General features: G+C 52.2%; 17 protein-coding genes. 10 read left to right on the top strand and 7 right to left on the bottom strand.

Annotated features, from left to right (window positions below):
• The first annotated feature begins 75 nt into the window (after positions 1–75).
• From AU11_RS03770 to AU11_RS17980, 8 genes are all read left to right on the top strand, one after another.
• The gene (locus AU11_RS03770) at positions 76–2169 is read left to right on the top strand and encodes a hypothetical protein (protein WP_043316539.1); all 2094 of its coding nucleotides are present in this window, start codon (positions 76–78) and stop codon (positions 2167–2169) included.
• Positions 2170–2197: 28 nt separating this feature from the next.
• Entirely contained in the window at positions 2198–4243 is a 2046-nt protein-coding gene (locus tag AU11_RS03765) for a glycosyltransferase (RefSeq protein ID WP_043316538.1), read from the top strand.
• Positions 4244–4334: 91 nt separating this feature from the next.
• A complete protein-coding gene (locus AU11_RS03760; RefSeq protein WP_197023755.1) occupies positions 4335–5474 on the top strand; it encodes a polysaccharide pyruvyl transferase family protein in 1140 nt (379 codons plus the stop codon).
• Between the two features lie 185 nt (positions 5475–5659).
• On the top strand, positions 5660–6517 hold the full coding sequence (locus AU11_RS17985; RefSeq protein WP_197023754.1) for a glycosyltransferase family 2 protein: 858 nt from the start codon (positions 5660–5662) through the stop codon (positions 6515–6517).
• Between the two features lie 221 nt (positions 6518–6738).
• Complete coding sequence (locus tag AU11_RS03750; RefSeq protein WP_156035115.1) at positions 6739–8499, top strand: hypothetical protein; 1761 nt, start codon at positions 6739–6741, stop codon at positions 8497–8499.
• Positions 8500–8642: 143 nt separating this feature from the next.
• A complete protein-coding gene (locus AU11_RS18660; protein ID WP_051686921.1) occupies positions 8643–9512 on the top strand; it encodes a glycosyltransferase in 870 nt (289 codons plus the stop codon).
• A gap of 61 nt (positions 9513–9573) precedes the next feature.
• Complete coding sequence (locus tag AU11_RS03740; protein WP_043316530.1) at positions 9574–10341, top strand: glycosyltransferase family 2 protein; 768 nt, start codon at positions 9574–9576, stop codon at positions 10339–10341.
• Positions 10338–11261, top strand: coding sequence for an NAD-dependent epimerase/dehydratase family protein (locus tag AU11_RS17980; protein WP_081847916.1), 924 nt, complete (start codon positions 10338–10340; stop codon positions 11259–11261). Before AU11_RS03740 ends, AU11_RS17980 begins: the two co-directional genes overlap by 4 nt.
• A 27-nt stretch (positions 11262–11288) precedes the next feature.
• Here AU11_RS17980 and AU11_RS17650 read toward each other — a convergent pair whose 3' ends face one another.
• Genes AU11_RS17650 through AU11_RS03710 form a run of 6 tightly spaced genes read right to left on the bottom strand, consistent with a single transcriptional unit; the run spans position 11289 to position 18484 of the window.
• Positions 11289–13025: a BatD family protein gene (locus AU11_RS17650; protein ID WP_231491519.1), complete on the bottom strand. Its 1737-nt coding sequence runs from the start codon at positions 13023–13025 to the stop codon at positions 11289–11291.
• 5 nt (positions 13026–13030) lie between these two features.
• The gene (locus AU11_RS03730) at positions 13031–14911 is read right to left on the bottom strand and encodes a VWA domain-containing protein (protein WP_043316528.1); all 1881 of its coding nucleotides are present in this window, start codon (positions 14909–14911) and stop codon (positions 13031–13033) included.
• Complete coding sequence (locus AU11_RS03725; protein WP_043316526.1) at positions 14908–15957, bottom strand: VWA domain-containing protein; 1050 nt, start codon at positions 15955–15957, stop codon at positions 14908–14910. Before AU11_RS03725 ends, AU11_RS03730 begins: the two co-directional genes overlap by 4 nt.
• A complete protein-coding gene (locus AU11_RS03720; RefSeq protein ID WP_043316525.1) occupies positions 15950–16552 on the bottom strand; it encodes a DUF4381 domain-containing protein in 603 nt (200 codons plus the stop codon). The genes AU11_RS03725 and AU11_RS03720 overlap by 8 nt, the downstream gene beginning before the upstream one ends.
• Positions 16549–17574 (bottom strand): DUF58 domain-containing protein, encoded by a 1026-nt coding sequence (locus tag AU11_RS03715; protein WP_231491717.1) that lies wholly within the window; start codon positions 17572–17574, stop codon positions 16549–16551. Before AU11_RS03715 ends, AU11_RS03720 begins: the two co-directional genes overlap by 4 nt.
• Positions 17525–18484 (bottom strand): MoxR family ATPase, encoded by a 960-nt coding sequence (locus tag AU11_RS03710; protein ID WP_043318081.1) that lies wholly within the window; start codon positions 18482–18484, stop codon positions 17525–17527. Before AU11_RS03710 ends, AU11_RS03715 begins: the two co-directional genes overlap by 50 nt.
• Positions 18485–18850: 366 nt before the next feature.
• Here AU11_RS03710 and AU11_RS03705 point away from each other — a divergent pair, with 366 nt between their 5' ends.
• A complete protein-coding gene (locus AU11_RS03705) occupies positions 18851–23740 on the top strand; it encodes an NAD-glutamate dehydrogenase (RefSeq protein ID WP_043316521.1) in 4890 nt (1629 codons plus the stop codon).
• A 122-nt stretch (positions 23741–23862) separates the two neighbouring features.
• A complete protein-coding gene (locus AU11_RS03700) occupies positions 23863–24909 on the top strand; it encodes a quinone-dependent dihydroorotate dehydrogenase (protein WP_043316519.1) in 1047 nt (348 codons plus the stop codon).
• A gap of 181 nt (positions 24910–25090) precedes the next feature.
• Here AU11_RS03700 and rmf read toward each other — a convergent pair whose 3' ends face one another.
• Positions 25091–25294: a ribosome modulation factor gene (rmf, locus tag AU11_RS17975; protein ID WP_081847914.1), complete on the bottom strand. Its 204-nt coding sequence runs from the start codon at positions 25292–25294 to the stop codon at positions 25091–25093.
• Positions 25295–25527 lie beyond the last annotated feature (233 nt).

The raw sequence follows: 25527 nt of genomic DNA, 5'->3' as shown, positions 1-25527 counted from the left end.
TGGCATATCTAGCTGAAAGTACCTGTGCGTTTTCATTAAGAAAATATAATTTAATTTGTACGGAGTGATGTCTAGATGTCCCTAAACATTGGTGCGCTACCTAATAGTCACTGGCAGCGCCTTACCCCTCTTTTGAATGCTCTTGGATGGAATCCTGATGATGCGCCTGATCCTGAGGTTTGGTATCAGAGTAGCGAGTTTGCATATGGATCTAATGATGACGTATATGTCCTGTTTTTCGTTTGTCCTGAACAGGCCGTTTCCAACGCTATGCAAGAGCAGCAAGATCTAGTAACTGCGATTGCATCGTGGAGCGATAGTGCTGTCAACATGCTAGAGTTTCGAAAATCTAATCCCGAGCGCGCAATTCTAGTGGATGCCACTGAGGCTTATCGAAAGCCAAAGAAATTTCTCGACAAAGCTGCAGAAAAACTGGGGCTACCTCCAGTCGAAATTATCCCTAAATTAACAGAGCAAGACGATTCGCAGGGGATTTTTCTGATGTTGGCGAGCCAGCTCGTCGACCAGAGTCCGGAGTTACGCGAACTCCGGGACGAGTTTGTCAACAGCTCAATTTTTTTAGGCTCCCATCATCGGTTGTCTCCAGCTCTTGATATTGGAAAACTGTACGAGGAACAGTTGGCTCAACGGAAGGTGGTAGAAGAGAAGGAAATGCAGGTACGAGCGTTGAGTGAAGAAAATGAAATGGCACTTAAACAGCTATTCCGCCTTCAAGAGAGCCTCGAGGTAAAACTCCTTGCGCAAGGCAAAAAGGAGCCCAGTAATCGTCAGCGAAGCAGTTCCAAAACTCGGGAGAGGACTTTGTTAGACAAGTTGGCGGCAAAAATAAAGTCGAGTAGGTTTCTCTGGCAGGCCTCTGGCCCTGTTAGAGCATTGACTAGGCCGTTTCGTAGAGCTTTATCAAGAAGGGTTGGACTTGGCGTGGCTTTAAGTCGAGCTACTAAGGAGCTGGCAGATATGAAGCCGCGTTATCAAGCCCAGAAAAAACGCATCACTGAACTTGAAAATGAAAGAAAGTCTCTTCTTCGTGAATTTGAGGCTTGTCAAGCAGAGCTAAGCGGCCTGAGAAGTGAGTCTACGTCATTGAGAGAAAGTATTGAGAGGCTGGAAGGGTTATTGAACCACGCGGAAAAGTTAAACGGAGCTGAAAGAGAGTATGTTAAGAGTGTTGAGTATTCCTTTGACAGAGAGAAAAGCGCTCTGAATGAACAGATATCTTCCCTTGGCAAAGAGAATGGCGCCCTGAATGAACAGATATCTTCCCTTCGCAAAGAGAATAGCGCACTTAAGGAAGAGGTATCTTCCCTTCGAGCAAAGGTGGATGAGTTGCGAAGAGGGGAAAGTAGTCTGGATTTGCTAGAGTCGAGACTCAGTAGCTTGATTACCAAGGGACTGGTTAATAATTTTATGCAGATAGAGTCATATATTGCCGTCCAGCATTACCTAATCCACGGAGAGCTGGCAATGGACTTCCATGGCTGGCCCATTAGCCCGGATATAGCGAGCTACTTGATCGGTAAATTCGAAAGAAGAAATTATGATTTGATCGTTGAATTTGGGAGCGGTACATCGACCCAGCTATTCGCAAGGGTAATTCAGAATAGCTCCCAAGCCCTTAAGAAGAAAGCTCGAATGGTGGAGCTCGCGGAAGTTGCTACCGGAGGTGATTGTGGCGAGGAAGAGGTCGCTCCCTCAAAAGCTGCGCGTGTAATCTCATTTGAACACAATGAATTGTACTACGATCGGACAAAGAAAGAGCTGGAGCGAAAAGGCTTAGATTCTTTTGTTCATCTAGTGCATGCTCCTCTGGTTGACTACCAGTATCCTCAGGGGAACTTTCGTTATTATTCTTGCGATAAAAGCCTTAAGAATGCTTCTCAAGCAGTTGGTGCGGGTGCGCGAGTCATGGTGCTAGTAGATGGGCCTCCTAGCGATTTAGGGCCTCTTTCGAGGTTCCCCGCTCTGCCCAAATTGTTGAGTCATTTTTCGAACTGTGCGATTGACATTATCCTTGATGACTTCAACAGGCCAGAAGAGAAGGCCGTGGTTGCTGAATGGAAGAAACTTCTTGATGAAAGAAATATCGCGTATTGCGAAGAGAAACCTAAAGTTGAAAAAGGGGCAATCTGCCTTTCTGTAATTAATTGAAGTGTCTTCAAATTTAGCGAGTAAATAAATGTCAATCCTTAAAGAAGCAAATACATTGTTCCTGAAGGGTGTTTATCCCGAAGCTTTGAGGCTATATAAACAAGCAGGTCAACTCTATGGCAATGAGTTAGTTGAGTATAATGTTGCTCTTTGTGAAAAAGCCTTAAACGAAAATTCAAGAGGTCTTTCATCCTCTTCGGAACTCGATCCAATCTCAAAACTATTACTTTCAAATAGTGGTGAACGCCCTATTTCACCAGAGGAAAGGCTGGCATGCTTGGACTTTTATGATGCTTTGAGAAAACACCAATCGGAGAAAGCCCAGCAAAGGAAAGTAAGCCCACTCCCCTCCGATTGGCCTGTGGGATTGACGCTAGCTCCGTTGCCTGAAAGCTCGAATGACTTCGTGTGGCACAGAAGCCGAAAGAGTATCGCTCCTCGCTCTGAAAAAGATGTCGGTATTAGTGTAGTGGTCCCAACGTATAATCGTTCCCGCATTTTGGATATTACTCTGGCAGCTTTGGCAAAGCAGGTTACCGATTACCAATATGAGGTCATAGTCGCTGATGATGGTAGCGCTGAAGATCTGATGCCTTTAATTCGGCAATATGAACGATATTTAGATGTCAAATTTGTTCGTCAGCGAGATTACGGGTACCAGTTGTGCGCGGTGCGCAACTTGGGCCTGCGAACTGCTAGGCACGAGTTTGTTGCGATCCTGGATTGTGATATGGCGCCAAACCCGTATTGGGTGCAGTCTTATGTCGATTTACTCCTTGACGACTCAGACGTGGCACTTATTGGTCCGCGTAAGTATATCGATACTCATGGAGTATCATCGAAAGATATTTTTGGCGATGAGAATTTTTTGTCCAAACTGCCTGAGGTGGTAACAAATAGTGAAGTTGGAAATAGCCTCAGAAAAGGAAAGTCGGTAGATTGGCGTCTCGAACATTTTAGAGAGACAGAAAACCTTCGATTGTGTGATGCGCCATTTCGATTCTTTAGTGGCGGGAATGTAGCATTTGCGAAAAAATGGTTGCATACGGCAGGCTATTTTGATGAAGAATTTACAGACTGGGGAGGTGAAGATAATGAGTTCGGTTATCGTTTGTACCGTGAAGGTTGCTTTTTTAGAGCGGTGGATGGCGGTTTAGCATATCATCAGGAGCCGCCTGGTCGAGAGAATGAAACTGATAGGGCCGCAGGCAAGGCTGTAACTATTGGAATCGTGCAAAAAAAGGTGCCGTACTTCTATCGTAAACATCAGCCTATCGCATCAGCGACGATCAACAAAGTTCCATTAGTGTCCATATATATTCCTGCCTTCAATAGCAAAAAATTTATTGAGCGCTGTGTAAATAGTGCTCTAAATCAAACGGTTACTGATCTTGAGGTCTGCATCTGTGACGATGGATCAACAGATGGGACTTTTGAGCTCCTCAATGAGCTTTACGGAAATAATCCACGGGTACGATTCTTCACGAAGAAGAACGGTGGGATAGCTTCTGCCTCAAATTCTGCTGTCAGGAATTGCCGCGGGTACTACATAGGTCAGCTGGATTCAGATGATTACCTGGAACCCGACGCAGTAGAATTATGCCTGAAAGAATTTGGGCGTGACCCTAAGTTGGCGTGTGTTTATAGCACAAATAGGAACGTGAATTCTGATGGGAGCTTGATTCAAAATGGTTACAATTGGCCGAGTTTTTCTCGGGAAAAATTAACCACGTCAATGATTTGTCATCACTTCAGAATGTTTACTATTCGTGCGTGGAAGTTAACGTCGGGATTTTCAGAGGAAATTGAAAATGCGGTTGACTATGATATGTATCTTAAGTTGAGTGAGGTTGGTCCATTTAAACACATCAATAGGATCTGTTATAACCGTGTTTTACACGGTGAAAATACTTCCATTAAAAAGCTAGCTGTGCAAAAGGAAAACCACTTTAAGGTTGTCAATGAATCATTGAAAAGGCAGGGAGTTCATAAGTGGCGCTATGCTCCTTTGACTGCTGATGATGCATGCCGCAAGTATGTGTTTGATAGTGCGCTGTTTTTCGAGGAGCAGTAGGCTTACGTTAGTTATCGATGCGAGCCTGGGGTTTTCTGGTCAAGAATTTTAAAGAAAGCGATTCATTAATTTCTGAGTAATAGGAGTTATCGTGTATATAGGTGTGATAGGTTGCTTGCCCGAGCTGCCGGGGAAGTTTCCGCTAGAAATGCCTGAAAACTCAGGCAATATGATACATGCAAATGCACCATTGGAGCTTTATAGCTATGCAGTCCACTCCACGCACAATAGCTACAAGTTTTCAGGCGAAAGAAGCTTCAAGGATTTCGTAAACAGCAAATGCTCTCATTTAGTGGTGACCTTGGCAAATACGCTTTCACTAGATAAGCCAGATGGAGAAAAGTATGTGCGGTTTAGGCGCTCTTTGGAACAGTATGAAGTACCAATAGTAGTCTTTGGTCTTGGAATTCAGGCTAAACATAGAGATCTTGAAAATGCATCGCTCTGCCCAGAAGCAGTAGAGCTTCTGCAGTACTTGTCACATCGTGCAGAGGCCCTCGGCGTTAGAGGGGAGTTTACTAAGAGCGTTATTGAGAAGTGCTGCGGTATTAAAAATGTGTTTGTGACAGGCTGCCCTTCACTTTTCTCCAAGCCTCAAGAGCTATTAGAGCTGCAAGAAAATTGCAAGTTAGAGAATCTAAGTGGCAGGCCTAGCTTTAATGTCACAAATATGGGGAGAGAAGACGAGCGTCTATTGTTAGCGAGAGGCATTAGTCATAGCCATTTTTTGGTCGAGCCTGTATCAAAATTTATGCACAAGTTTCATTTGGAACTCATGAAGGGCGGAAACCCGGAACTTCCTGAGTTGCCATACTTCTTGAATGGTATTCGAAAACGCAAATATTACAATATAGATACAGTTGAAGAGATATTTGCCTTCTATCAAAGATATTATCGACTATTTCGAACTACCAAAGAGTGGTATACCTTCAACAAAGAGTGTGTCGCTTACACTTATGGGACTCGGTTTCATGTAAATATGGCTTCTATCTTAAGTGGAAAGCCAGCTTTGTGGCTGACACATGATGCGCGAACAAAGGAATTGGTAGAGTTCTGTAATTTACCATCTATACCTCTCTCTGAAGCAGTAACATGCAGTGAGGATGAAATAGTCCAGCATATTGATTATTCGGATTTTTTTAACAAGATTGGCAGCCTCTTCGACAATTTTAACGAATATTTGAGCATTAATGGCCTTGAAAAAGTTCAGCATGAATTTACTTCCCACTGAATACTTTTGTCCCCTTTGCTAGCTCGCCGACTGTAAGCGACGCGATCAGCCCCAAAGGTTCTTGAGAAGCATACACTCAAATGCGGGGTATTGTTTGAATGTTTCGTGCTGAGCCGTTCACTAACTTTAGTTTTGGAAGGTAAAATATGCTTCGTTCAAGAGCCTTTCTACAGAGTTCCTTGAAAATGACTGTTGTCGTCCCTGTTTGTGATCATTGGCATGTTATCCCAGGCTTATTGGATTGCCTTGAAAAACAAACTTTACCTCAAGATGAATTTCAGGTGCTCCTGATCGAGAATGGATCGAATGAATTTTCCCCGCCTAAGATAAGGGCCAGGAATGTAACCATCTTAACTTGTGAGAAATTGGGCTCCTATGCTGCGAGGAACTTAGGGGTCGTTGCTGCGCAAGGCGAGTGGCTGGTATTCACCGATGCTGACTGCTTGCCTGAAAGCGATTGGTTGGAAAATATTCGTCATCATGTGGGTCATTGTCATGACGAGCTTCAGTTTTTTGCTGGCCGAATTTCCGTCGTTTATCAGACTTCGCCTCCAAATTATTGCGAAATCTATGATGTTCTTAAAGGGATTCCACAACGTCGATATGTCAAGCAGGGCTACGCAGCGACTGCAAACTTGGTAGTGCATAAAAAGCTGTTCGATCAGTTGGATGGTTTTAGTGAGCATGCGTTTTCTGGGGGCGACGTTGATTTTTGCCGTAGAGCTGTTTCTAGCGGGGCTCAGCTCAATTATTTGCATCAGGCCGTGGTAAAGCATCGCGCGCGTACAACATGGAAGGAGATCGCCACAAAAGCGCGACGGATTAAAGGAGGTAAGTTTCGAACTCCGTCAGGAAGAGGACGCGTTCTGACTATCGCAAGGTCGTTGATGCCACCTGCTATCGCTGTCTATCGTTTTGCTAGGGATAATCGCTATTCTTGGCGCTATCGAGGAGTTGCAATTAGCATCCAGCTTGGTTTGTGGATTGTAGAGCTAAAAGAGCTTCTCCGACTCAGTTTTAATAGGGAAGCGGAGAGACGCTAACGTGGAAATGCTGTTTTTCGAGGAGAGCACGATTCAATTGTTAATATCGGCGCCGCTTTTTGGGCGACTGAGAAGCGTGGTTTTCGGTATAGTGCCAGCACTCAAGGCCCGTGTGGCTCTGTTGGAGCTAAGGAAATGTTTAAATTTGGCGCAATGCCTCTAATTGGTGGGTTAAATTTATGATCTCCGAGGTATGGAGTTCTATCCGGTGGAGCGTATCCTTGGCAGCCAAGCTTGCTCGAGTTGAGCCATGGCGGACGTCGCTAATAATTCTTCTAACTATCATTTCCCAGGTTTCAATGCTGCTGGCTTCATTCTTGCCACTGAAGGTAGTGATATTACTTGGGACGGAGACCCTCCCTGTCTATTTGCCGGCCGAATGGAAGGAGATCGGTCGCGAAATATTGATTATCGCGCTTAGCGCGGCGGCGGTTGGCTTCTTTCTAGTTCATCTTCTTTCCCAGAATTTTATTGGAGTGATTACCCAGAAAGCCTCTAAAGAATTGTTGTTGAAGAATAAAAAGATAATCCTCTTTGAAAATCAAGATGAAATTGCAGCCAGTACGTATCAACGTTTTTCTCGAGCGTTATCTGATGGTGTGTTTTCAGTATGTGCATTTCTTGGGCTTGCGCTGTTGTATTTAGATATTGCTGCAATCTTACTTGGCTATCTATTTCTATCGATGGTGATGATTTTTTCGATTTGCAGATTTTCTCAGTCATTTCATGATGCTGTGGGGGAAGATCTCGACAAAAATGCAAAGATTCTCGCTGCTTTTGGGTTCTTTTCCGCTTTCACATTTTTGGTCTCCGATTTTATTTTGTTCCATCCCCCCTCGGTTATTATCGCCATAGTTTCATTACTTTTAGCGCGGCAACTTCTGAATAGGTTCGCTTCTCTTGTTCGAGACGTGGCCTCGTTATATCAGCAGCGAGTTCGGATCAACGCCCTTTTTTTTCATGGCGAGGTGCTGATGAAAGGGCCAGCCTCAGCAGATAAAGGCATTTGGCCACTTCTATTACCCGAGATTCGGTCCAAATGGTGTATCGAGGTTCTTAGTAGAGTCGCTCCCAGCTACGATGGAGCAACGAGCTTTGAATGGCACCATTCAAGTAATCGTACAGCTGGTGTTATAAAAGTGGTGTCTCGGTCGGGCGAGCATGATTACCTGCTCAAGCTCTTTAATGAAGACCGAAAGGCTATTGCCATTCATGAGTCAACTCTCCTGAGTAATGCACCTAAAGGTCTGCCCGTTCCATGCTTCCTGGGGACAGTCAATGTGAGCGAGTTTCTGAGTCTGGTATACCGGATTCCAAAAGACGTAAATTCTCCAAAAGCTAGAGACGTACAACCCCGATTGAGAGACTTGAGGGACTCATTGTTAACTCTCGAGCCGCCAGAAACACTTGTTCATCGATATCGACGCTCGAAGCCATTGTTATGGCAACGGCTTGAGCCTGATTTGTTTAGGCGATTGCTGGTTGCGGTTGGTAGTACTCGGCAGCATGATGGAGTTCTCAGGCTTATCGACCATCTGCCAACCCTAAAAAAGCACTTGAGATCCCTGCCATTGACGGTTACAAATCCTGATTTTACCGGAGCGAACATCTTGGTGGGCGGGCGGGAAGATTTCCCGTTGTCGTTGAATTGGGGACGGTGGTCTCTCGAGCCACTTGGTTTTGGCTGGCCGGTCAAAACTGGGGATTGGCGTAAGCGGGATCAGCTTCATGAATTGGCTCCTGCGATCGAAATGGGGGCCAGTGTGCGCGCATCGTTAATCGATGTTCGAGTGGAGGCAGCTGAGCTTTCAGCTTTGTTAGCCGCTTTGGAGGAGCGCTGTCTTCGGCACCAATTTGTGGATGGGCTAGAACTTGTTGGGCGAGTTATCGAACGTGTTGATTTGTTAGTGGGGGAGTCCATTCGTACGGAGCTTCCGGATAGGATAAGTTTAATTAATAAGACTTCGAGCTTTGGAGCATGAAGAGTCTGGTGGTAGTAAAGCTACTGCTCATTTTCCCAGAATTAAAGATTAGGCTAGCTTTCATTGGTTACCTTTTTGGGAATTGTTGCACTGTTTATAGTGAAGATGACTTGTCTATATGAATAGAAAGCGGGTTTTTTAAAGTGGGTATCCACGTATCTATCATTGTTCCTGTCTTTGAACAGTGGCCCATGGTTCCAGATCTGTTAGATTGCTTGAAGGGCCAAACGTACCCACGGTCACTTATTGAGATTATTTTGGTGGACAATGGATCCAGTGAAGTCATATTGCCAGATCAGCTTGAGCCAAATGTGCAAGTCTTGCGTTGTAAGAAAAAAGGTGCTTATGCGGCCCGCAATTACGGTGTTGCTAAGGCTCAGGGGCGGTGGCTTCTTTTCACAGACGCGGATTGTCTCCCGGGGAGGAGCTGGGTTGCACAAGCCGTAAGTGCACTTGGTGCTGACCGGACTAAGAGAACTTTTGTGGCGGGTAGAGTTGAGTCTATGACCGATAATGGTCAGCCCTCGGTTTATGAGATTTTCGATATGGTCCGGGGAATCCCTCAGGCTCATTACGTTAGGCGGGGTTATGCTGCTACGGCAAATCTAGCCGTTTCTAGAACGTTGATTTCTGAGGTTGGAGGGTTCAACGAGCAGCTCTATTCCGGGGGCGATGCCGATTTCTGTCATCGGGCGAGACGACGGGGGTTTAATATTACCTACGTGGAAGCTGCTGTTGTGAATCATCGTACGAGAACAAGTTGGAACGAGATAGCAACCAAAGCACGTAGGGTTAAGGGTGGGCAATTAACCTGTAAGTCTAACCGATACAAGGTCTGGATATTTATCCGTACGATATTATCCCCTGCGATAACATCGATACGGCTAGCAAGTTGCAGCCAATTTCCATTGAAATATCGTTTGATCGCAAGTTTTGTGTATATAAAAGTTTGGCGTGTTGAACTGTTAGAGCTGATACGTGTTGGTTTTGGCGGTAAGCCAGAGCGCAGATAGTTTTCATGCCATTGTTTACTACATGAAGTTCACTTAGCAAATCTGGCAGCTGGATATGTGAATGTCGCGAGAAATTTATGACGAGGTCAGTGTGATAATGCCCGCCTTTAATTTGGCGGGTTTTTTGGCCTCCTCCATGGAATCTGTATTAAACCAAAGTCACAGAGCTCTTGAGCTAATTGTCATCGATGATTGCTCGACAGATCAAACAAGAGAAATCGCCAACATCTTCGCGGCCCGCGATTCGAGAGTTCGAGTTCTTCATAGTAGTGAGAACCTAGGCGGAGCTGGCGCAAGAAATATGGGGCTACAAGCCGCCAGGTTTCCCTACGTTGCCTTCATCGATGGGGATGATCTATGGGATCCGGAAAAGTTGGCACGTCAGATTAAGGTCGTAAAGGAGCAGGATGCTCAGCTGGTTTATACCGCGATTCAAAAGGTTGACTCGTTTGGTAACCAGTTTGGCGCTGTCCAGAGTGTCGAGCACCATGTAGATTATAGTACCCTTTTGGCCAATCCGTTAATTGGCTGTTCCAGTGTGCTGCTTGACTATAATGCGCTCGGCAGGCCTAAGATGCCGGATATTCGCAAACGTCAAGATTTCGCATTTTGGCTGAAATTGCTCCGAGAAGGTGCCGTTGCAAAAGGGATAGATGAACCGTTGACATACTACAGAGTAAGACCTGGGTCATTGTCATCAAATAAGTTGAGTGCAGCGCTGTATACATGGCGAGTATATCGTGATTTTGAGCGATTACCGCTTTGGAGGGCAATTCCTAATTTTATTTCTTACGCATTCCGGGGCTTTCGAAAGCGGTTGAATCGATGATTGCAGGCAAGATACTAGTCACTGGTGCGAGTGGAACGATTGGTCGGGCACTGTTGAATAGGTTGAATTCAACGGGGGAATCAATGAGCTCTAGCAAGCCTACTCAATTGGGTGTAGCCGTTGGCCCTCATTGGAGACTCGGCCAGCCATTAGGTGGCGCCTTGGATCGCGTGGAGTCGCTAGTGCATTTGGCTGCGCGTGTGCATATTCGGGGTAAGGGGTTTTCGGACAACTCTGGATTTATTAAAGATAATGCTGACGGGGCACTTGCGCTCGCTCAGGAAGCCAGCTTCTATGGTGTAAAGCGGTTTGTGTTTGTCAGCTCTATCGGGGTTTTGGGATCAAATTCGAGTACACCCTTGACTGAAAGTGCACCGTATAAAGCTCATAATGCGTATACTACTTCAAAGGCTTTGGCTGAAGAAAAATTAATGGATTTTGCAAATTCCAGCGATATGGAGTTGGTGATATTGCGCTCTCCTGCAGTCTTGGGCTCTGGTGTTAAAGGTAATGTGGCAAGTCTGGTTGGCGCAGTTAAACGTGGAATCCCGCTACCATTCTCCCGAGTACTTAATCAGCGTCAGTTTGTTGCGGTTGAAGATCTAGTATCCGCAATCGATTTGGCGCTGTCACACGAGGGTGCCCCAGGTGAGATATTTCATGTGGCCAATCCTGAGCGAGTTTCTACACGTGACCTTTGTAAAAGTGTTGCTTCGTGTATTGGCGTGAAGCCTAAATTGTGGCCCATTCCACCCGGTGTTCTGCGATCTGTATCGACCCTTGTCGGTCGAAAATCTCTAGGGGACGGCCTCACTGGCGATCTATTGATCAGCTCTGAAAAAATTACCCGTTTACTTGGGTGGCAGCCTAGGCAATCTCTTGACTCTGCATTATCCGATGCCATTCGGTCAATGAGCTAGCCGGGTCTTTCTGAAGCTTCAATAGTGCTACTGCGAGAACAGCCCAGGAAGTGTTTCGTCCTCTGTTTTAATTTTCTCTTCTATTTCTCGTTTTATTAATCGGCTCGCTAATATCTGTACTTGCTGCTGATTTAGCGGCTTCGGCGGTGTTAGATAGAGGGCTGTTCCAAGTAGCTCCCGAAGCTTATCCAATTCTTCAAAATTTAGCTGGCGGTTGAACTCACTTAGGCTGCTGCCTTTCACCTGCGGCCAACGAGCACCTATCCAATGAACGAGAGCTTGTTGGATTTGGACAGCATCGCCATTTTTTATCGCGTGTCCCAAAGCACGGGTTTGTTCGTCGACGCCGGTGGAGCCCCTGGCGTTGTTGGCTTTCTCGTGGACGCGGTTGCCTCGGCGATAGAATAGATAGAAAACCCAAAGCAGATGCGATGCGATCGCGGCAATGGCGACCTTTTGCCAGAATCCTGGTTCCACCTCGTTGGTGATTGGTGTGCGGGCGCTCGGCAAGCCTGTAGATGTCGCCGCAGCGCTATTCGTTACTGGAGTGCCGCTAACGTTAAACCGAAACGCCGGCAACTGCGTAGCCCTCTGTTTCCCAGTCTTCGTATCCCACCAGGTGATCGTAACGGCCGGTAGCTGATAGCTGCCGGGTTTGGTGGCGACAATGGCCGTTGTTTCAATCCGGCTGCCGGTTATGCCGTTCGAGCCGGGCTGATCTTCCTGCTGCGGTTGATCCGGGTATGTCTTGAGCCCTTCGATATTTAACTTCGGTAGGGGTGGCAGTTGAGCGGCCCTCAAACCTTCCGCTCTGAGAGTGATAATTCGAGTGATAGGCTCGCCCACTTTGAACTCTTCCGGGTCTTTGGACCAGCTCTGAACCAGCCCTAGGCTGGCCGCAGGTAGCCAGTGGCTCCCGCTGTAGCTATCGGGCTTAGGCTCCACCTGTACTGTTTTTGCTTCCGAGCGCAGGCGGATGCGTTGGGCGTTGCGGTTGAACAGGGAGAAGGGGTCTCGTCTGCCGGTCACGGCAACGTAGTTGAGCGCGGGGATTTGTAGCTCGCCTGAGCTTTCCGGGAATACGGCATAGGTCAGTTCGTAGACGGCGTGACCTACACCTTTGATTCTGTGTTCAAAGCGCTGTTCATCCACTTTTTCAATATGCGCACCGGGTATCTGCAGGGGGTCGGTGGCGATGTCGTGCAGGCCTACGGTGGTGTAGAGGCGGACTTTGACCAGGAGCTGTTCCTGTACGTACAGCTTGTCTTTGTCCAGCTCAACTTCCAGAAATGCTTTGCGGTTGTCGCCACTGGGTGTCTGGCCGGCTTTGTTGACGGTGATGGGGATGGCGTCGGAGATCTGGCCGTGCAGGTGCAGGGAGGGGACGAAGAGTTTGCCTTCCTTCAGTGGGGCGAGGATCAGGGTCCACTCGACGAAGCTCTCTGCACGGCCATTGATGACGCGATACTGGTTGGACTGCTGGCGGGAGAGGACTTCGAAGTCCTGTTCCAGCAGGTTGAAGTCTGGCTGGCCGCCGCTTTGGCTGCCACTGTAACGCAACGTGAGGGTAAAGGTCTCGTTGATAGCGAGTTCGTTGCGGTCTACGGACGCGGTCAGGTCCTGGGCGCTGGTTGACAGTGAGACCAACAGGAGGAGTGGCAGCAGGATAAGATAGGCGAGCCGGGTGGATCGTGTGGTTTTCGCGCGTGCGCGCGGTTCGCCTGCAGGCAGGCTCCTACGTGGGGGAAAGGAGTAGTTTTCCACTTGGCTTACCATCTTTGGGTGGCTCCGTTTTCCGGGGGTTGCCATTCACCGGCGCGGTAGGCGCGGCGGCGCTGCAGGCTTTCGTATTTGAATTTTTCGCGCATCAGACCAGCGGGATCGTCTGGGATCTGGCGCAGCCATTGGTCCAGAGCCTGTTGCGTTTCCGGGTCCAGCTCACTTTCCGACTCTTGGGAGTTGGCGTTGGCCTGTTTCTCGGACTCTTCGCCGCCCTGGTTTTGCTGCTGGCTGTCGGCCTGCTGTTCCTGTTGCTCTTGCTCGGACTGGTCCTGCTCACCTTGGTCGGAGTTCTGTTGCTGTTCCTCTTCGCCCGTTTGCTGTTGGTTCTGGGACTGCTGTTCCTGTAACGACTGGTCGGAGTCGCTTTGCTGCTGATCCTGCTGGGATTGATTCTGCGACTGTTGATTCTGTTGTTGGTCTTGCTGCTGATTCTGGTTCTGTTGTTGATCGCCCTGTTGGGATTGTTGGTTTTGTTGCTGTTGTTGCAGTTTTTTCAGCTCTTCGGCAATTTGCTTGTTATGGCGCGCGTCGGCGAATTCCGGGTTTTGCTGGAGGGCCCGGTCAAAGGCTTCGATGGCCAGATCAAACTGGCCCTGTTGGGTTAGGCTGTTACCGAGATTGTATAGGCCCTGTGGGTCAGTGCTTTCGGCGAAGCTTTTTGCCGCTGCATCGTATTCACCGGCGCGATATTGCGCGGTGCCACGCCATTGGGAGTTTTCAAAAATCTCTGCGGCGGCTTGAGGGTTACCTTGTCGAAGAAGCTTTTCTGCCTGCTGGTTTGACGTCTGCCAAAGACCGTTGGCTTCCTGCGCGCTGGTCTCGGGTGCGGCCAGCATTGCCATCAATGGAAGGCTCAGTGGCAGCATGCAGGCGAGTGTGCCTTTGCGGAACAAAAGCAGGGTAAAGGGTAATAGCAGCAAGACCAGCCATGGGCCTTCTTCATTCCACTGATCGAATTCCCGCTCGGTAAGCTCTGCCTGTTGTGGGGAGGTGTCTTCCGGTAGAACTCGGGCAATATCACTGTCATCCACGGTGATCTGGGCGAACTTTCCACCGGTGTTGTTGGCCAGTCGCTGCAGTTCGCTGCGGTCAAAGTTGGCAATAATAATGGAGCCGCTGTCATCGGTAATAAAGCCACTGCCCGTGTTCTTGGGTATTGGACTGCCCTCACCACTGCCAACGGCGAGAATGGAAAGGGTGGCATCGCTATTGTTCACTTCGCTTTTGATTGTGCTTACCGCGGCTTTGTCGATACCGTCCGTAACGGCCAGTAATCGTCCGTGACCGCCCGCGCCGTCTTCCAAGAGTCGCAAGCCCTCTTGAACTGCCATTTCGATATTACTTCCCGGTACGGGCATGATACGTGGCGAAAGAGACGGAACCAGGTTGGCAATGGTTGCGGTGTCATCGGTCAGTGGTGTGACGATATGGGCCTCGCCGGCGTAGGCGACCAGAGCGGTCAGCCCGTCTTTACGCTGTTTCAGGATGTCGAGAATTTTCAGTCGGGCGCGGGTCAGCCGATTGGGTGAGAGGTCTGTGGCCATCATGGACGGTGACAGGTCCAGCAGAATCACTACTGCGTCCTGATTACTGTACACCGGGGTGGGAAGCTTGCGCCAGGTTGGCCCGGCGAGGGCCACAATGGCACAGGTCAGTAGGGTGAAGATAAGTGTGAATAGCCAAGGACGTTTTTCACCGCCTTTCAGCAACAGGTGTGGGAGAAGGTCGGGATCGATGATCTTTTGCAGTCGGCCACTGGCAAACACCGTGCGTGCCAGTGCCCAGCAAATCAGTGCAGCGGGCAGGATCAACAACAGGGTTGCCGGGCGCAGAAAATGAAACTGGTGAAGGTCGGCGAAAAAGCTCACGCGGGTTGACCTCCATTCCGCTTGCTGGCACGTCTACTGTTGCGCAGTTGCAGCTCCGAAACCCCGGAGGTTATCAGCGGTAGAGCGGCCCACAAAAGTGCTGACAGCAGGGCGAGACCCAGTGGCCAGATGTACAGGGACTTCAATGGTCGGTAGGTTTCCGCTTCCTGTTCTACCGGCTCCAGTCGATCCAGCTCCTCATATATCTGCACCAGCTCCTGGGGATTGTGCGCGCGGAAATATTTACCGCCGGTCTGGTCGGCAATGGCCTGCAGGGTGTCGCTGTCGAGATCCCGGGATGGGTTGACCCGGCGCGCGCCAAAACGGGATCCCAGCAGGCCGGGCTGGACCATTTCGTCGGCACCGACGCCAATGGTGTACACGCGCACACCGGCCTGTTTGGCCAGTTCAGCCGCTTTCAGTGGCGCCACGTCGCCGGCGGTGTTGGCACCGTCGGTGAGCAGAATGAGTACGCGCTGATCCGCCGGTCGTTGGGTAAGTCGTTTTACCGAAAGGCCAATGGCATCGCCAATCGCGGTGCCCTGGCCGGCAAAACCGATCTGGGCCTCATTGAGTAGAGTATCGACGGTTTGGCGGTCGAAGGTGAGCGGTGCCTGCAAATAGGCGCGGGTGCCGAACAGCACCAGTCCAAGACGATCGCCTTTACGGCGCAACACAAAATCACCGACCACGTTTTTTACCGCGGTAATGCGCATGGCGGGATTACTGTTCAGGATCATGTCGGGAGTTTCCATGCTGCCGGAAATGTCCACGGCGATCAGCAGGTCGCGGGCGCTGGTGGTCTGGGTAATGGGTTCACCATACCACTGGGGGCGGGCGGCGGCGCACAGCAGCAACGTCCAGAGCATCCACAGCATCAAAAGATTCCAGCGGTTTCCCGCGGCGCCGCCACTTTTTCGCGGCAGTTGCTGGTAATAAGGTACCTTGAGGGCGCTGTTCAAAGGTTCGCTTTTCGGCAGCAGCTTGCGGGCCAGTAGCGGCAGTGGCAACAACAGGAGCACCCAGGGAAGGCCGAACTCAAACATGCTCGGCCTCCTGCGTGCTTGGCGGCTCGGTCTGCGTTTGAGAATTCTCCATCACCTGGTGATTGCGCACCCAATCCAATGCGTATTGCTGCAGTATCTGTAGATCCTGCGCATCCGGTTCCCGCGCGCTATACAGGCTTTCCAGGAGGGCGCGGCGAGCAGGCTCGGGCATGGATGTGTCTGCGGTGGACTGAAGAAATTCGATCCAGCGCTCGCCGGTCAGTGGGCCGCACTGGGCGCGGCCGAAGGTTACCACAGCGACCCGTTTTAGAAGGACGTTGATGGCTTCCACCACCCGCGGCTGCTGCAGGTCGAGCTGTTTCAGCAAGCGGGCGCCTTCGACTCTGTACATTTTCCTCTGACGCTGGCGGCGCAGATAAAAAAATAGCCATACGGTGGCAAAAGCCAGCGCAATCAGCACGCCTGCGAGAATCCACCAGCCGGGCGCCAGTGGCCACCAGCCGATGGGGGCTGGCTCATGGATATCTTTGAGTTGCTCCAGCAGTTGCTGCATTTCCGGTGTGATTTGCGGCGGCTGTTGGGGTGGCTGTTGGGGCGGTATGACCTGCTTGACAAAGGGTCCGAAGGATTTCACGGGTGCCTCCGGCCCGGGGCGGGCTGCCTGTCGCCATAGGTGGCGAGCAAACGCGGCACCACCGGCTGGGTATTGTCAAAGTCCAGTAACGGCAGACGCAGCCGGCGACACAGTTGCGCGGCGTTTTCCCGCATTTCTTCCTGGTGACGGGCGAAAATCTGCCGCAACCCCTGATTCCCTTTTCCTAGAAAGGTGCGCCGCTGGCCGTCGCTGATGGTGACGGCCTGATCCGGCAGTTGCTGTTCCAGCGGATCGGTTACCCGCAGCACCTGGAGGTCCGCGTGTCGGGTGAGTGAGTAAAGCGCCTGCTCGCAACTTTGGTCGAGATCATGACAGTCGCTGATCAGAAACACGGCACTGCCGGGGCGGGCGACACGGCGGGCTTCTTCCAACAGGGTGGACAGTGCCTGGGAACCATTGGCGGGAATCGGGCTGTCCAGGGCGGAGGCGGATTCCACCATGCCGTGAATGGCGGCGAGCACGGCGTGGTGGCTGCGCCGCGGGCGCACGGTGTTGACGTCGTTATCGTCGAATATCAGCGCGCCGATCCGATCCCCGTGTTGCAGGCCGGCCCAACTGAGGGCGGCGGCGATACTGCAGGCCGCAACAGATTTGAATGCTTTCTGACTGCCGAAGAACATGGGAGAGCGCAGGTCCAGCAGAATCACCACCGGGCGCTCGCGCTCTTCCTGAAACAGTTTGGTGTGGGTTTTACCGGTGCGCGCAGTTACCCGCCAGTCGATGGAACGCACATCGTCACCGGGCTGGTAATACCGCACTTCCTCGAAATTCATACCGCGCCCGCGGTAGCGGGTCAGCAGGTTGCCGGCCTGGTCGCTGCGGCTGACTCTGGGTTTGAACAGGCGCAACTGGCGGGCGATATGACGCAGGCGCACCAGTGGTGCTACCTCGGGGTAGGCGCCCTTTAGTTCCAGCTCGTTGTGGTTCAGTGCTTCGACCACCATCAATAACCTAGATCGCCGGGACCAGTTGCAGCAGGCGGCGGATGACGCGGTCGGCATTTGCACCGGCGGCTTCCGCTTCGAAGCTGAGCAGCAGGCGGTGGCGCAGTACGTCTGGGGCAATCGCCATTACATCGTCCGGCGTCACGTAATCGCGCCCGGCGAGCCAGGCGTAGGCGCGGGCGCATCGGTCCAGGGCGATGGTGGCGCGGGGGCTGGCTCCGAAATCGAGCCAGCTGGCCAGTTCGTCGTCGTAGCGCTGGGGTTCGCGGGTGGCGATGATCAGCTGCACGATATAGGTTTCCACCGCTTCCACCATGGTCAGGTCGAGAATTTCCTTGCGTGCCGCGAAGAGGGTTTCCTGACTGATGATGTTTTCCGGGCGGCCTTCACCGTGGCTGGCTTCCGCACGGGCGAGCTTGAGGATCTTGGTCTCCGCTTCCGCATTTGGGTAGCTGAGATTGACCTGCATCAGAAAGCGGTCGAGCTGTGCTTCCGGCAGGGGGTAGGTGCCTTCCTGCTCGATGGGGTTCTGGGTGGCCATCACCAAAAACAGTTCCGGCAGGCAGTAGGTTTTGCGGCCCACACTGATCTGCCGCTCTGCCATGGCTTCCAGCAATGCAGATTGCACTTTGGCCGGCGCACGGTTGATTTCATCCGCGAGGATCAGGTTGTGGAATACCGGGCCGGGTTGGAAATGGAATTCGCCGGTCTCCGGTCGGTAGATATCGGTGCCGGTAATGTCAGATGGCAAAAGGTCCGGGGTGAACTGCACCCGATGGAAATCGCCCTCGATGGCATCTGCCAGGGTTTTGATCGCTTTTGTCTTGGCCAGACCCGGCGCTCCTTCAACCAGGAGGTGCCCGTCGGCCAGCAATCCTATGAGAATCCGATTGACCAAAGCCTCCTGGCCAATAATCTGCTGCTCCAGCCAATCACCCAGAATTTTTATCTGCTGGCGTGTGTCCATATCGTCACTTCTTTTGCCGATTTCCTGTTTCAATACGCTGCCGCGGAGCGGTGGCTATCTATGCTTTTTGAGGTGCCCTCTTATATATAGCCACTTGTCCGAAGTCTGCGGGCAGGTCGATTTTAGCGGCAGTTGGCTGAGAGGCAAATGCCGCAAGGCCTTCCCGCACTCAAAGGCGGAAGAGTAGACAATTATTCTGTCGTTTTGTTCTACCTTGTAAGCGTGTGGCGATGAATGCCGGCGCAAAAAGGTGAATAATACGACAGGTAGATTCAGGCGGGTGGAGCTTGGCACCCGGTGTGCCGGCTCAGATCAATCAGTCGGATGCAATGACGATTGCACCGGGATGGGAGGACGTACGTGAATATGGCGACGGTGATTACCGATAGCCGGGAAGAGCTGCTGGAACAGGTCGGCAGTGTCATTCGCGATAAGCTGGGGGACAAGGCGGGGCCAGTGGAGGCCTTCGCCGAGCAATTTCTGAATCAGTACCCGCTGGAGGATCTGGCGGGAAGGCGGCTGGCGGATGTCTACGGGTGCATATACACCTGTTGGGACTTTATTCAGCAGCGAGGTGGTAGTGAACCCAAAGTGCGGGTGTACAACCCGCGCCTGGAAGAGCATGGCTGGGAGTGCTCCCATACTGTGGTGTGCGTATTGCAGCGTGATATGCCGTTTCTGGTGGATTCGGTACGCATGGAGATCAACCGTTGCAATACGGTGATCCATTCCATCAAAAGTACTGTGATGCAACTGCAGCGGGACGACAGCGGGCGTCTGCAGCATCTGATATCGGCCACCCATCGCCAAAGTGAAGACCGCCAGGATGACCCGCGCATCACCAGCGAAGCGCTGATCTATCTCGAGATCAACCTTGATACTAGCGCCTCCCATGCGTCGGACATGGCGCGGGCTCTGAAAGATGTGCTCGGCGATGTGGAACTGGTGGTCGACGATTACGTGCCGATGCTGGATACCTGTGCGGCCATGGAAGATCAGCTGCAGGCCGGTATTGCCGATAACGACGCCAACCTGGACGAAGCCAGTGCCTTTCTGCAATGGATGCGTGACGGTAATTTCACTTTCCTCGGTTACCGGGAGTATGAATTCTCCCAGCAGGGTGACAAAAAAGTCCTGCACGAGGTGGAGAACCGCCGGCTGGGTATCTTTAAAAAGCTTGAAGAGAGTGCCCAGCCCACTCCCGAGTACGCCTTCAACGAAGGTAAGCAGCGGTTCTATCAAGGCCCGAACTTCCTCACCTTTGCCAAATCCTCGGTGAAGTCCCGGGTGCACCGGGCGGCCTATTCGGATTACGTCAGTATCAAACGCTACGACGACAAGGGTGAGGTAATCGGAGAGTCCGCGTTTATGGGCCTCTACACCTCGCCGGTCTATACAGAGAGCCCGTCCAAAATCCCGATCATTCGCCGCAAACTGGCCTCAGTGATTGAGCAGAGCGGCCTTGCGCCCACCAGCCATGATGGCAAGGCGCTGAAGCGGATTCTGGACACTTTCCCTCGGGACGAGCTCTTCCAGAGCAGCACCCGTGAACTCTTCGACACTACCCATGGCGTACTGGCCATGAATGAGCGCGCACGCCTGCGCCTGTTTATGCGCAAGGACCCGTTTGGCAAGTTTGTGTCGGCCATGGTGTATGTGCCGCGGGACCAGTTTAATAGTGAGGTGCGGGAGAAGATCAGCGACCGTATTGCCCGTGCAATACACGCTCTGGATTCCGATTTCACCACGTACTTTTCCGAATCGATTCTCGCCCGGGTACATCTGGTGTTCCGGGTTGACCCCAATGAACCCGTGGAATTTGATGTAGCGCGACTGGAGGCGCAAATCGTGGATATAACCCGCAGCTGGGAAGACGTATTCCATAGATCCCTGATTGAAACCCACGGGGAGGAAGAGGGCAGTCGCCTGATCGGCACCTATGGCCAGGCATTTCCTGCCGGTTATCGGGAAGACTTTGAACCTCGTATCGCGGTACAGGATGTCACCTCCATTCAGGAGCTGAGTGACAACAACCGGGTAGCCATGAGTTTTTACCAACCGGTAGGCGCGGAACCCGGCAGCCTGCGGTTCAAAGTGTTCAACGTTGGTGGAGGACTGACCCTCTCTGACGTGATCCCGGTACTGGAGCACCTGGGGCTCAGGGTAATGGGCGAGTTCCCCTACACCATTCGCCCTCGCGATAAGCAGGACGTGTGGATGCACGAATTTCATCTGGAATTCGGTCTGCCCACTCGCATCGACGCGCAGGCATCGCGTTCCCTGTTCCAGGATGCTTTCGCAGCGATCTGGGACGGAGTCGCGGAGAGCGATTCCTTCAACCGCCTGGTGCTGGCAGCACGTCTGAACTGGCGCGAAGTCACCATGCTGCGTGCCTATGCCCGCTATCTGAAGCAGACCAAGTTCAGCGCCAGCCAATCTTATATTGCGGCGACGTTGGCGAATCATGTGGAGATAACTCGCAACCTGGTGGCCTTGTTCCGCGCCATGTTTGATCCGCGGATCAACTCTGCCGACCGCCAGGATCAAGCCCGGGTAGAGCGCCTGATCAACAAAATTCACGACGGCCTCGACGCGGTGGACAACCTCAACGAAGACCAGGTAATCCGTCGCTATCTCGATCTGATTCGCGCGACCCTGCGTACCAACTTCTTCCAGCTGGATGAGAACGATCAGCCCAAGGATTACATTGCCATCAAATTCAGCCCGCGGGATATTCCGAATATCCCCGAGCCCCGCCCGCTGTTCGAAATATTCGTCTATTCGCCGCAAGTGGAGGGGGTTCACCTCCGTGGTGGCAAGGTGGCGCGCGGTGGCCTGCGCTGGTCCGACCGCCTGGAAGACTTCCGCACCGAAGTGCTGGGCCTGGTGAAGGCACAGAACGTGAAAAATGCGGTAATTGTCCCCAGTGGCGCCAAAGGTGGTTTTGTGGTGCGCAAGCCGCCGGCCGACAACAGTCGCGAAGCGTTTATCGAGTCGGGTATCCAGTGCTACAAGACCTTTATCCGTGCCTTGCTTGATGTCACCGACAATCTAAAGGATGGCGAGGTAATTCCGCCCGAGCGGGTAATCCGTCGCGATGAAGACGACCCCTATCTGGTTGTGGCTGCCGATAAGGGTACGGCGACTTTCTCAGATATCGCCAATGGCATCGCCGCCGAGTATGACTTCTGGCTGGGTGATGCCTTTGCCTCCGGTGGCAGTAATGGCTATGACCACAAGAAGATGGGTATTACCGCGCGCGGCGCCTGGGTATCCGTGCAGCGCCATTTCCGTGAGATGGGCATCAATGTGCAGACCGAGAATTTCTCGGTTATCGGCATTGGTGATATGGGTGGGGATGTGTTCGGCAACGGTATGTTGTTGTCGGAACATATCTGCCTGAAGGGCGCCTTCAACCATCTGCACATCTTTGTCGACCCGAATCCGGATGCCTCCAGCAGTTACCACGAGCGCAAGCGGTTGTTCGAGCTGCCCCGTTCCAGCTGGGCAGACTACAACCTGAGCCTGATTTCAAAAGGCGGTGGAATATTCGAGCGCCGTGCCAAGTCGGTGAAAATCAGTCCGGAAATGAAGCAGGCATTTGGTATTGAAGCGGATCAGCTGACGCCGAACGAGCTGATCAGTGCGATGCTGAAAGCGCCGGTAGACTTGATCTGGAATGGCGGTATCGGCACCTACGTAAAGGGTACTGCGGAAAGTCATGCCCAGGTCGGGGACAAGTCGAACGACAACCTGCGGGTCAATGGCAATGAATTGCGCTGCAAGGTATTTGGTGAGGGCGGCAACCTGGGTATGACCCAGCGTGGCCGTATCGAATTTTCGTTGAAAGGCGGCCGCTGCAACACCGACTTTATCGACAACGCCGGCGGCGTGGACTGCTCGGACCACGAGGTGAACATCAAGATCCTGCTGGACAAGGTGGTTGCCAACGGAGATCTGACCGAGAAGCAGCGCAATCAGCTGCTGGAGGAAATGACCGAATCCGTGGCCGAGCTGGTTCTTACCAACAATTATGATCAGACCAGCGCATTGAGTGTGGCTGCCTATCAGGTGGGCGACCGTTTCGATGAGTTCCGTCGAGTAATCAATGCCCTGGAGAGTGAAGGGCGCCTGCGTCGTCAGCTGGAATTTATTCCGGACAATGACGTGCTCAACGAGCGCCAGAGCAAGGGACAGTATCTTACCCGCCCGGAGCTTTCCGTTCTGATTTCATATGTAAAAGTGAAATTGAAAGAAGAGCTGCTGGGTGCGGACATCATCGACAACGATTATGTCCAGGCAGCGGTGGAGTCGGCCTTTCCACCGGCGCTGGTGGCGCGCTACAAGGCCCTTGTTTACGATCATCAGCTGCGTCGAGAGATCGTTTCCACCCAGGTGGCCAATGAAATGGTCAACAGCATGGGGATTACGTTCTACCACCGGATCAGTGGCGCCACCGGTGCAGATATTGACACCATAGCCGCGGCCTACATCAGCGCCCGGGATGTTTATCTGATGCCGCAATTCCAGGACGGCGTGGCTCTGCTGGATTATCAGGTGCCGGCCGAGATGCAGCTGCAGTTGATGAGTTCCATGATAGGCCGCGTGCGCCGAGCCACCCGATGGTTTGTGCGCAATCGTCGCGGCGAGCTGGATCCGGCAAAGGAAAGTGCACTCTATCAGGAGCCGGTTCAGCGTGTGATTCGCGCTCTTCCGGAAGTGCTGAGCGGTGAGCCTCTGCGCGAATGGCAGTCTCGTCACGAGCAGCTGATGGCGGCGAAGGTGCCGGAGGATCTGGCATTGCTGGCCGCATCGCCGACCTATCTGTTCTCGGCATTGGGTATTTCGCACACCGCGGCACACAGTGATCGCCCGGTGGAAGAGGTGGCCAAAACCTACTTCGCACTGGCGGACCGCCTGGGGCTCTACTGGTTTGGTAATCAGATTATCGACCTGCCGTCGGAAACCTTCTGGCAGTCACAGGCTCGGGAAACCAGTATGGATGACCTGGATAGCCAGTTGGCCCGCCTGGCCACTCATATCCTGCGGTTGGCCGGGGATGATGGTCTGGATGTCGACAGTGCGGTAGAGCACTGGGTGACCCTGATGGCGCAGTCCATTCAGCGTTGGGAAAGCCTGATGAAAGAGCTGAAATCTTCTACCCAGGGGGATTTCGCCATGTTCACGGTGGCCCTGCGTGAGTTGATGTACCTGGCAAACGCCACCGCGGATCAGGAATCCCTGTTGACCGACTGAGTGAGGGCCGGTTTTTCGTCCGGCCTTAATTCCGTACAATAGCCAAGCCCCATCCGGACCCGGTTCCGGTGGGGCTTTCTCGTATGCAGTGATCTAAAACGAATTCAATCGCCAGGAAGCCCATGTACCAGCATTTACGCAAAGCCCTGTTTGCCCTTGATCCCGAGCGTTCCCATCATTTGTCGATGGATGCCATTGGTGCGGCGGAGCGTCTGGGGCTGATGTCGCTGTTTAGCAAGCCGGTACCGGATGACCCGGTGGAATTGATGGGACTGACGCTTCCCAACCCCGTGGGGCTGGCCGCGGGGCTGGACAAGAACGCCCAGGCCTTCAACGGGCTCGGCGCCCTCGGGTTTGGGTTTGTAGAGGTAGGCACTGTGACCCCGCGCCCGCAACCGGGTAATCCGCATCCGCGCCTGTTCCGCCTGCCCGAGGCAGAGGCCATTATCAATCGTATGGGCTTCAACAACGAGGGCGTGGACTACCTGCTGGAACGGGTAAAGCGCCGCCGTTATTCGGGGGTGCTCGGAATCAATGTCGGCAAAAATTTTGATACCCCGGTAGAGGATGCGGCGGATGATTACTGTATTTGCATGGAAAAGGTGTATGCCCATGCGGATTACATTACTGCCAACGTGTCTTCCCCGAATACTCAGGGGCTACGAGACCTGCAATTTGGCGATAGCCTGAGCCAGCTGCTGAATGCGCTAAAGGAGAAGCAGGCGCAGCTTGCCGCTGAGCACGATCGGTATGTGCCTCTGGCTGTAAAGATTGCCCCGGACATGGACGACGATGCCATTGCACAGGTGGCGAAAACCTTACAGGAGCATGAAATCGACGGAGTTATTGCAACCAATACCACTATCGACAAGTCTTCCGTGGAAAATATGGAACACGGCGCGGAGCAGGGTGGCTTGAGTGGTCGCCCCCTGACCGCGCGCTCCACAGAAGTCATCCGGAAACTGTCCTCTGCTCTCGACGGCAAGCTGCCGATTATCGGTGTGGGGGGGATTTTTGACGGTGAATCGGCGGCGGAGAAAATCCGCGCCGGTGCGACTGCGGTCCAGATCTATTCCGGCTTCATTTACCGCGGTCCGGAAGTCATTCGCGAAGCTGCAGCGGGTATTGCCGAGCTCCACAAAGCCCGTGTAATGGAACGAGCGAAGTAATCCGCAAAATAGCCTATCGAGCAAAAAAAATCCCGAGCCATGCATATCGCGCTGGCTCGGGATTTTCTTACCCAATAACGAAACAAGCACGTGACAAACGTATGCGTTACATTGAGTAAAACCGTTAAGTTTTCAGTGTAGAAGTTGTTGTCGAAAGAGAGGTGATTTCACCACCTGTCCGCTACATACTCTCCATGCGCTGGGCTTGGGCGGCACGCCCGAAGCCACTCCAGATATCCTCTCGCCCCTGTCGCCACCCGTTCACCCATTCCTGGTGTAGTGATCCGTTCTCGTGAGGGCAGCTGTCATGGTTTCTGCCCTGAACGGCAGCAACGTAACCTTTGTGGAAAGCTCTATCGTTCGGATTACGTTTTTGGCGTTTCATAGATGTGATACCTCATTCTGGTTTTCGTGTCGGCCGTACCAACGGAAGGTCCGAGCCGACGTCACTCATTTTCCCCCCTTCCTGATTTCCAGCTTATTGTGGAGCCTGGCCGCTGAGAAGAGCTGCAGTTAACCAAATTCACGCGCCACCGGGAACGAACCATTTTTTATGAAAAGCCACGGGTTTAGGCACAATCCATCTAGGCCGAGAAAAGTTGTCTTGGGCAGGAGCAG

It is taken from the genome of Microbulbifer sp. HZ11, from assembly GCF_000708675.1.
GTDB lineage: Bacteria > Pseudomonadota > Gammaproteobacteria > Pseudomonadales > Cellvibrionaceae > Microbulbifer.
Note: the sequence above shows the minus strand (reverse complement) of the source record. Positions and strands in the feature narration are given on the sequence as shown.

Excerpts from the sequence above, each read along its gene's own strand:
- AU11_RS03770 (WP_043316539.1), top strand. The coding sequence starts at position 76 with ATGTCCCTAAACATTGGTGCGCTACCTAATAGTCACTGGCAGCGCCTT.
- AU11_RS03765 (WP_043316538.1), top strand. The coding sequence starts at position 2,198 with ATGTCAATCCTTAAAGAAGCAAATACATTGTTCCTGAAGGGTGTTTAT.
- AU11_RS17985 (WP_197023754.1), top strand. The coding sequence starts at position 5,660 with ATGACTGTTGTCGTCCCTGTTTGTGATCATTGGCATGTTATCCCAGGC.
- AU11_RS03740 (WP_043316530.1), top strand. The coding sequence starts at position 9,574 with ATGTCGCGAGAAATTTATGACGAGGTCAGTGTGATAATGCCCGCCTTT.
- AU11_RS17980 (WP_081847916.1), top strand. The coding sequence starts at position 10,338 with ATGATTGCAGGCAAGATACTAGTCACTGGTGCGAGTGGAACGATTGGT.
- AU11_RS03725 (WP_043316526.1), bottom strand. The coding sequence starts at position 15,957 with ATGTTTGAGTTCGGCCTTCCCTGGGTGCTCCTGTTGTTGCCACTGCCG.
- AU11_RS03715 (WP_231491717.1), bottom strand. The coding sequence starts at position 17,574 with ATGCCGACCGCGTCATCCGCCGCCTGCTGCAACTGGTCCCGGCGATCT.
- AU11_RS03710 (WP_043318081.1), bottom strand. The coding sequence starts at position 18,484 with ATGGACACACGCCAGCAGATAAAAATTCTGGGTGATTGGCTGGAGCAG.
- AU11_RS03705 (WP_043316521.1), top strand. The coding sequence starts at position 18,851 with ATGGCGACGGTGATTACCGATAGCCGGGAAGAGCTGCTGGAACAGGTC.
- AU11_RS03700 (WP_043316519.1), top strand. The coding sequence starts at position 23,863 with ATGTACCAGCATTTACGCAAAGCCCTGTTTGCCCTTGATCCCGAGCGT.
- rmf (WP_081847914.1), bottom strand. The coding sequence starts at position 25,294 with ATGAAACGCCAAAAACGTAATCCGAACGATAGAGCTTTCCACAAAGGT.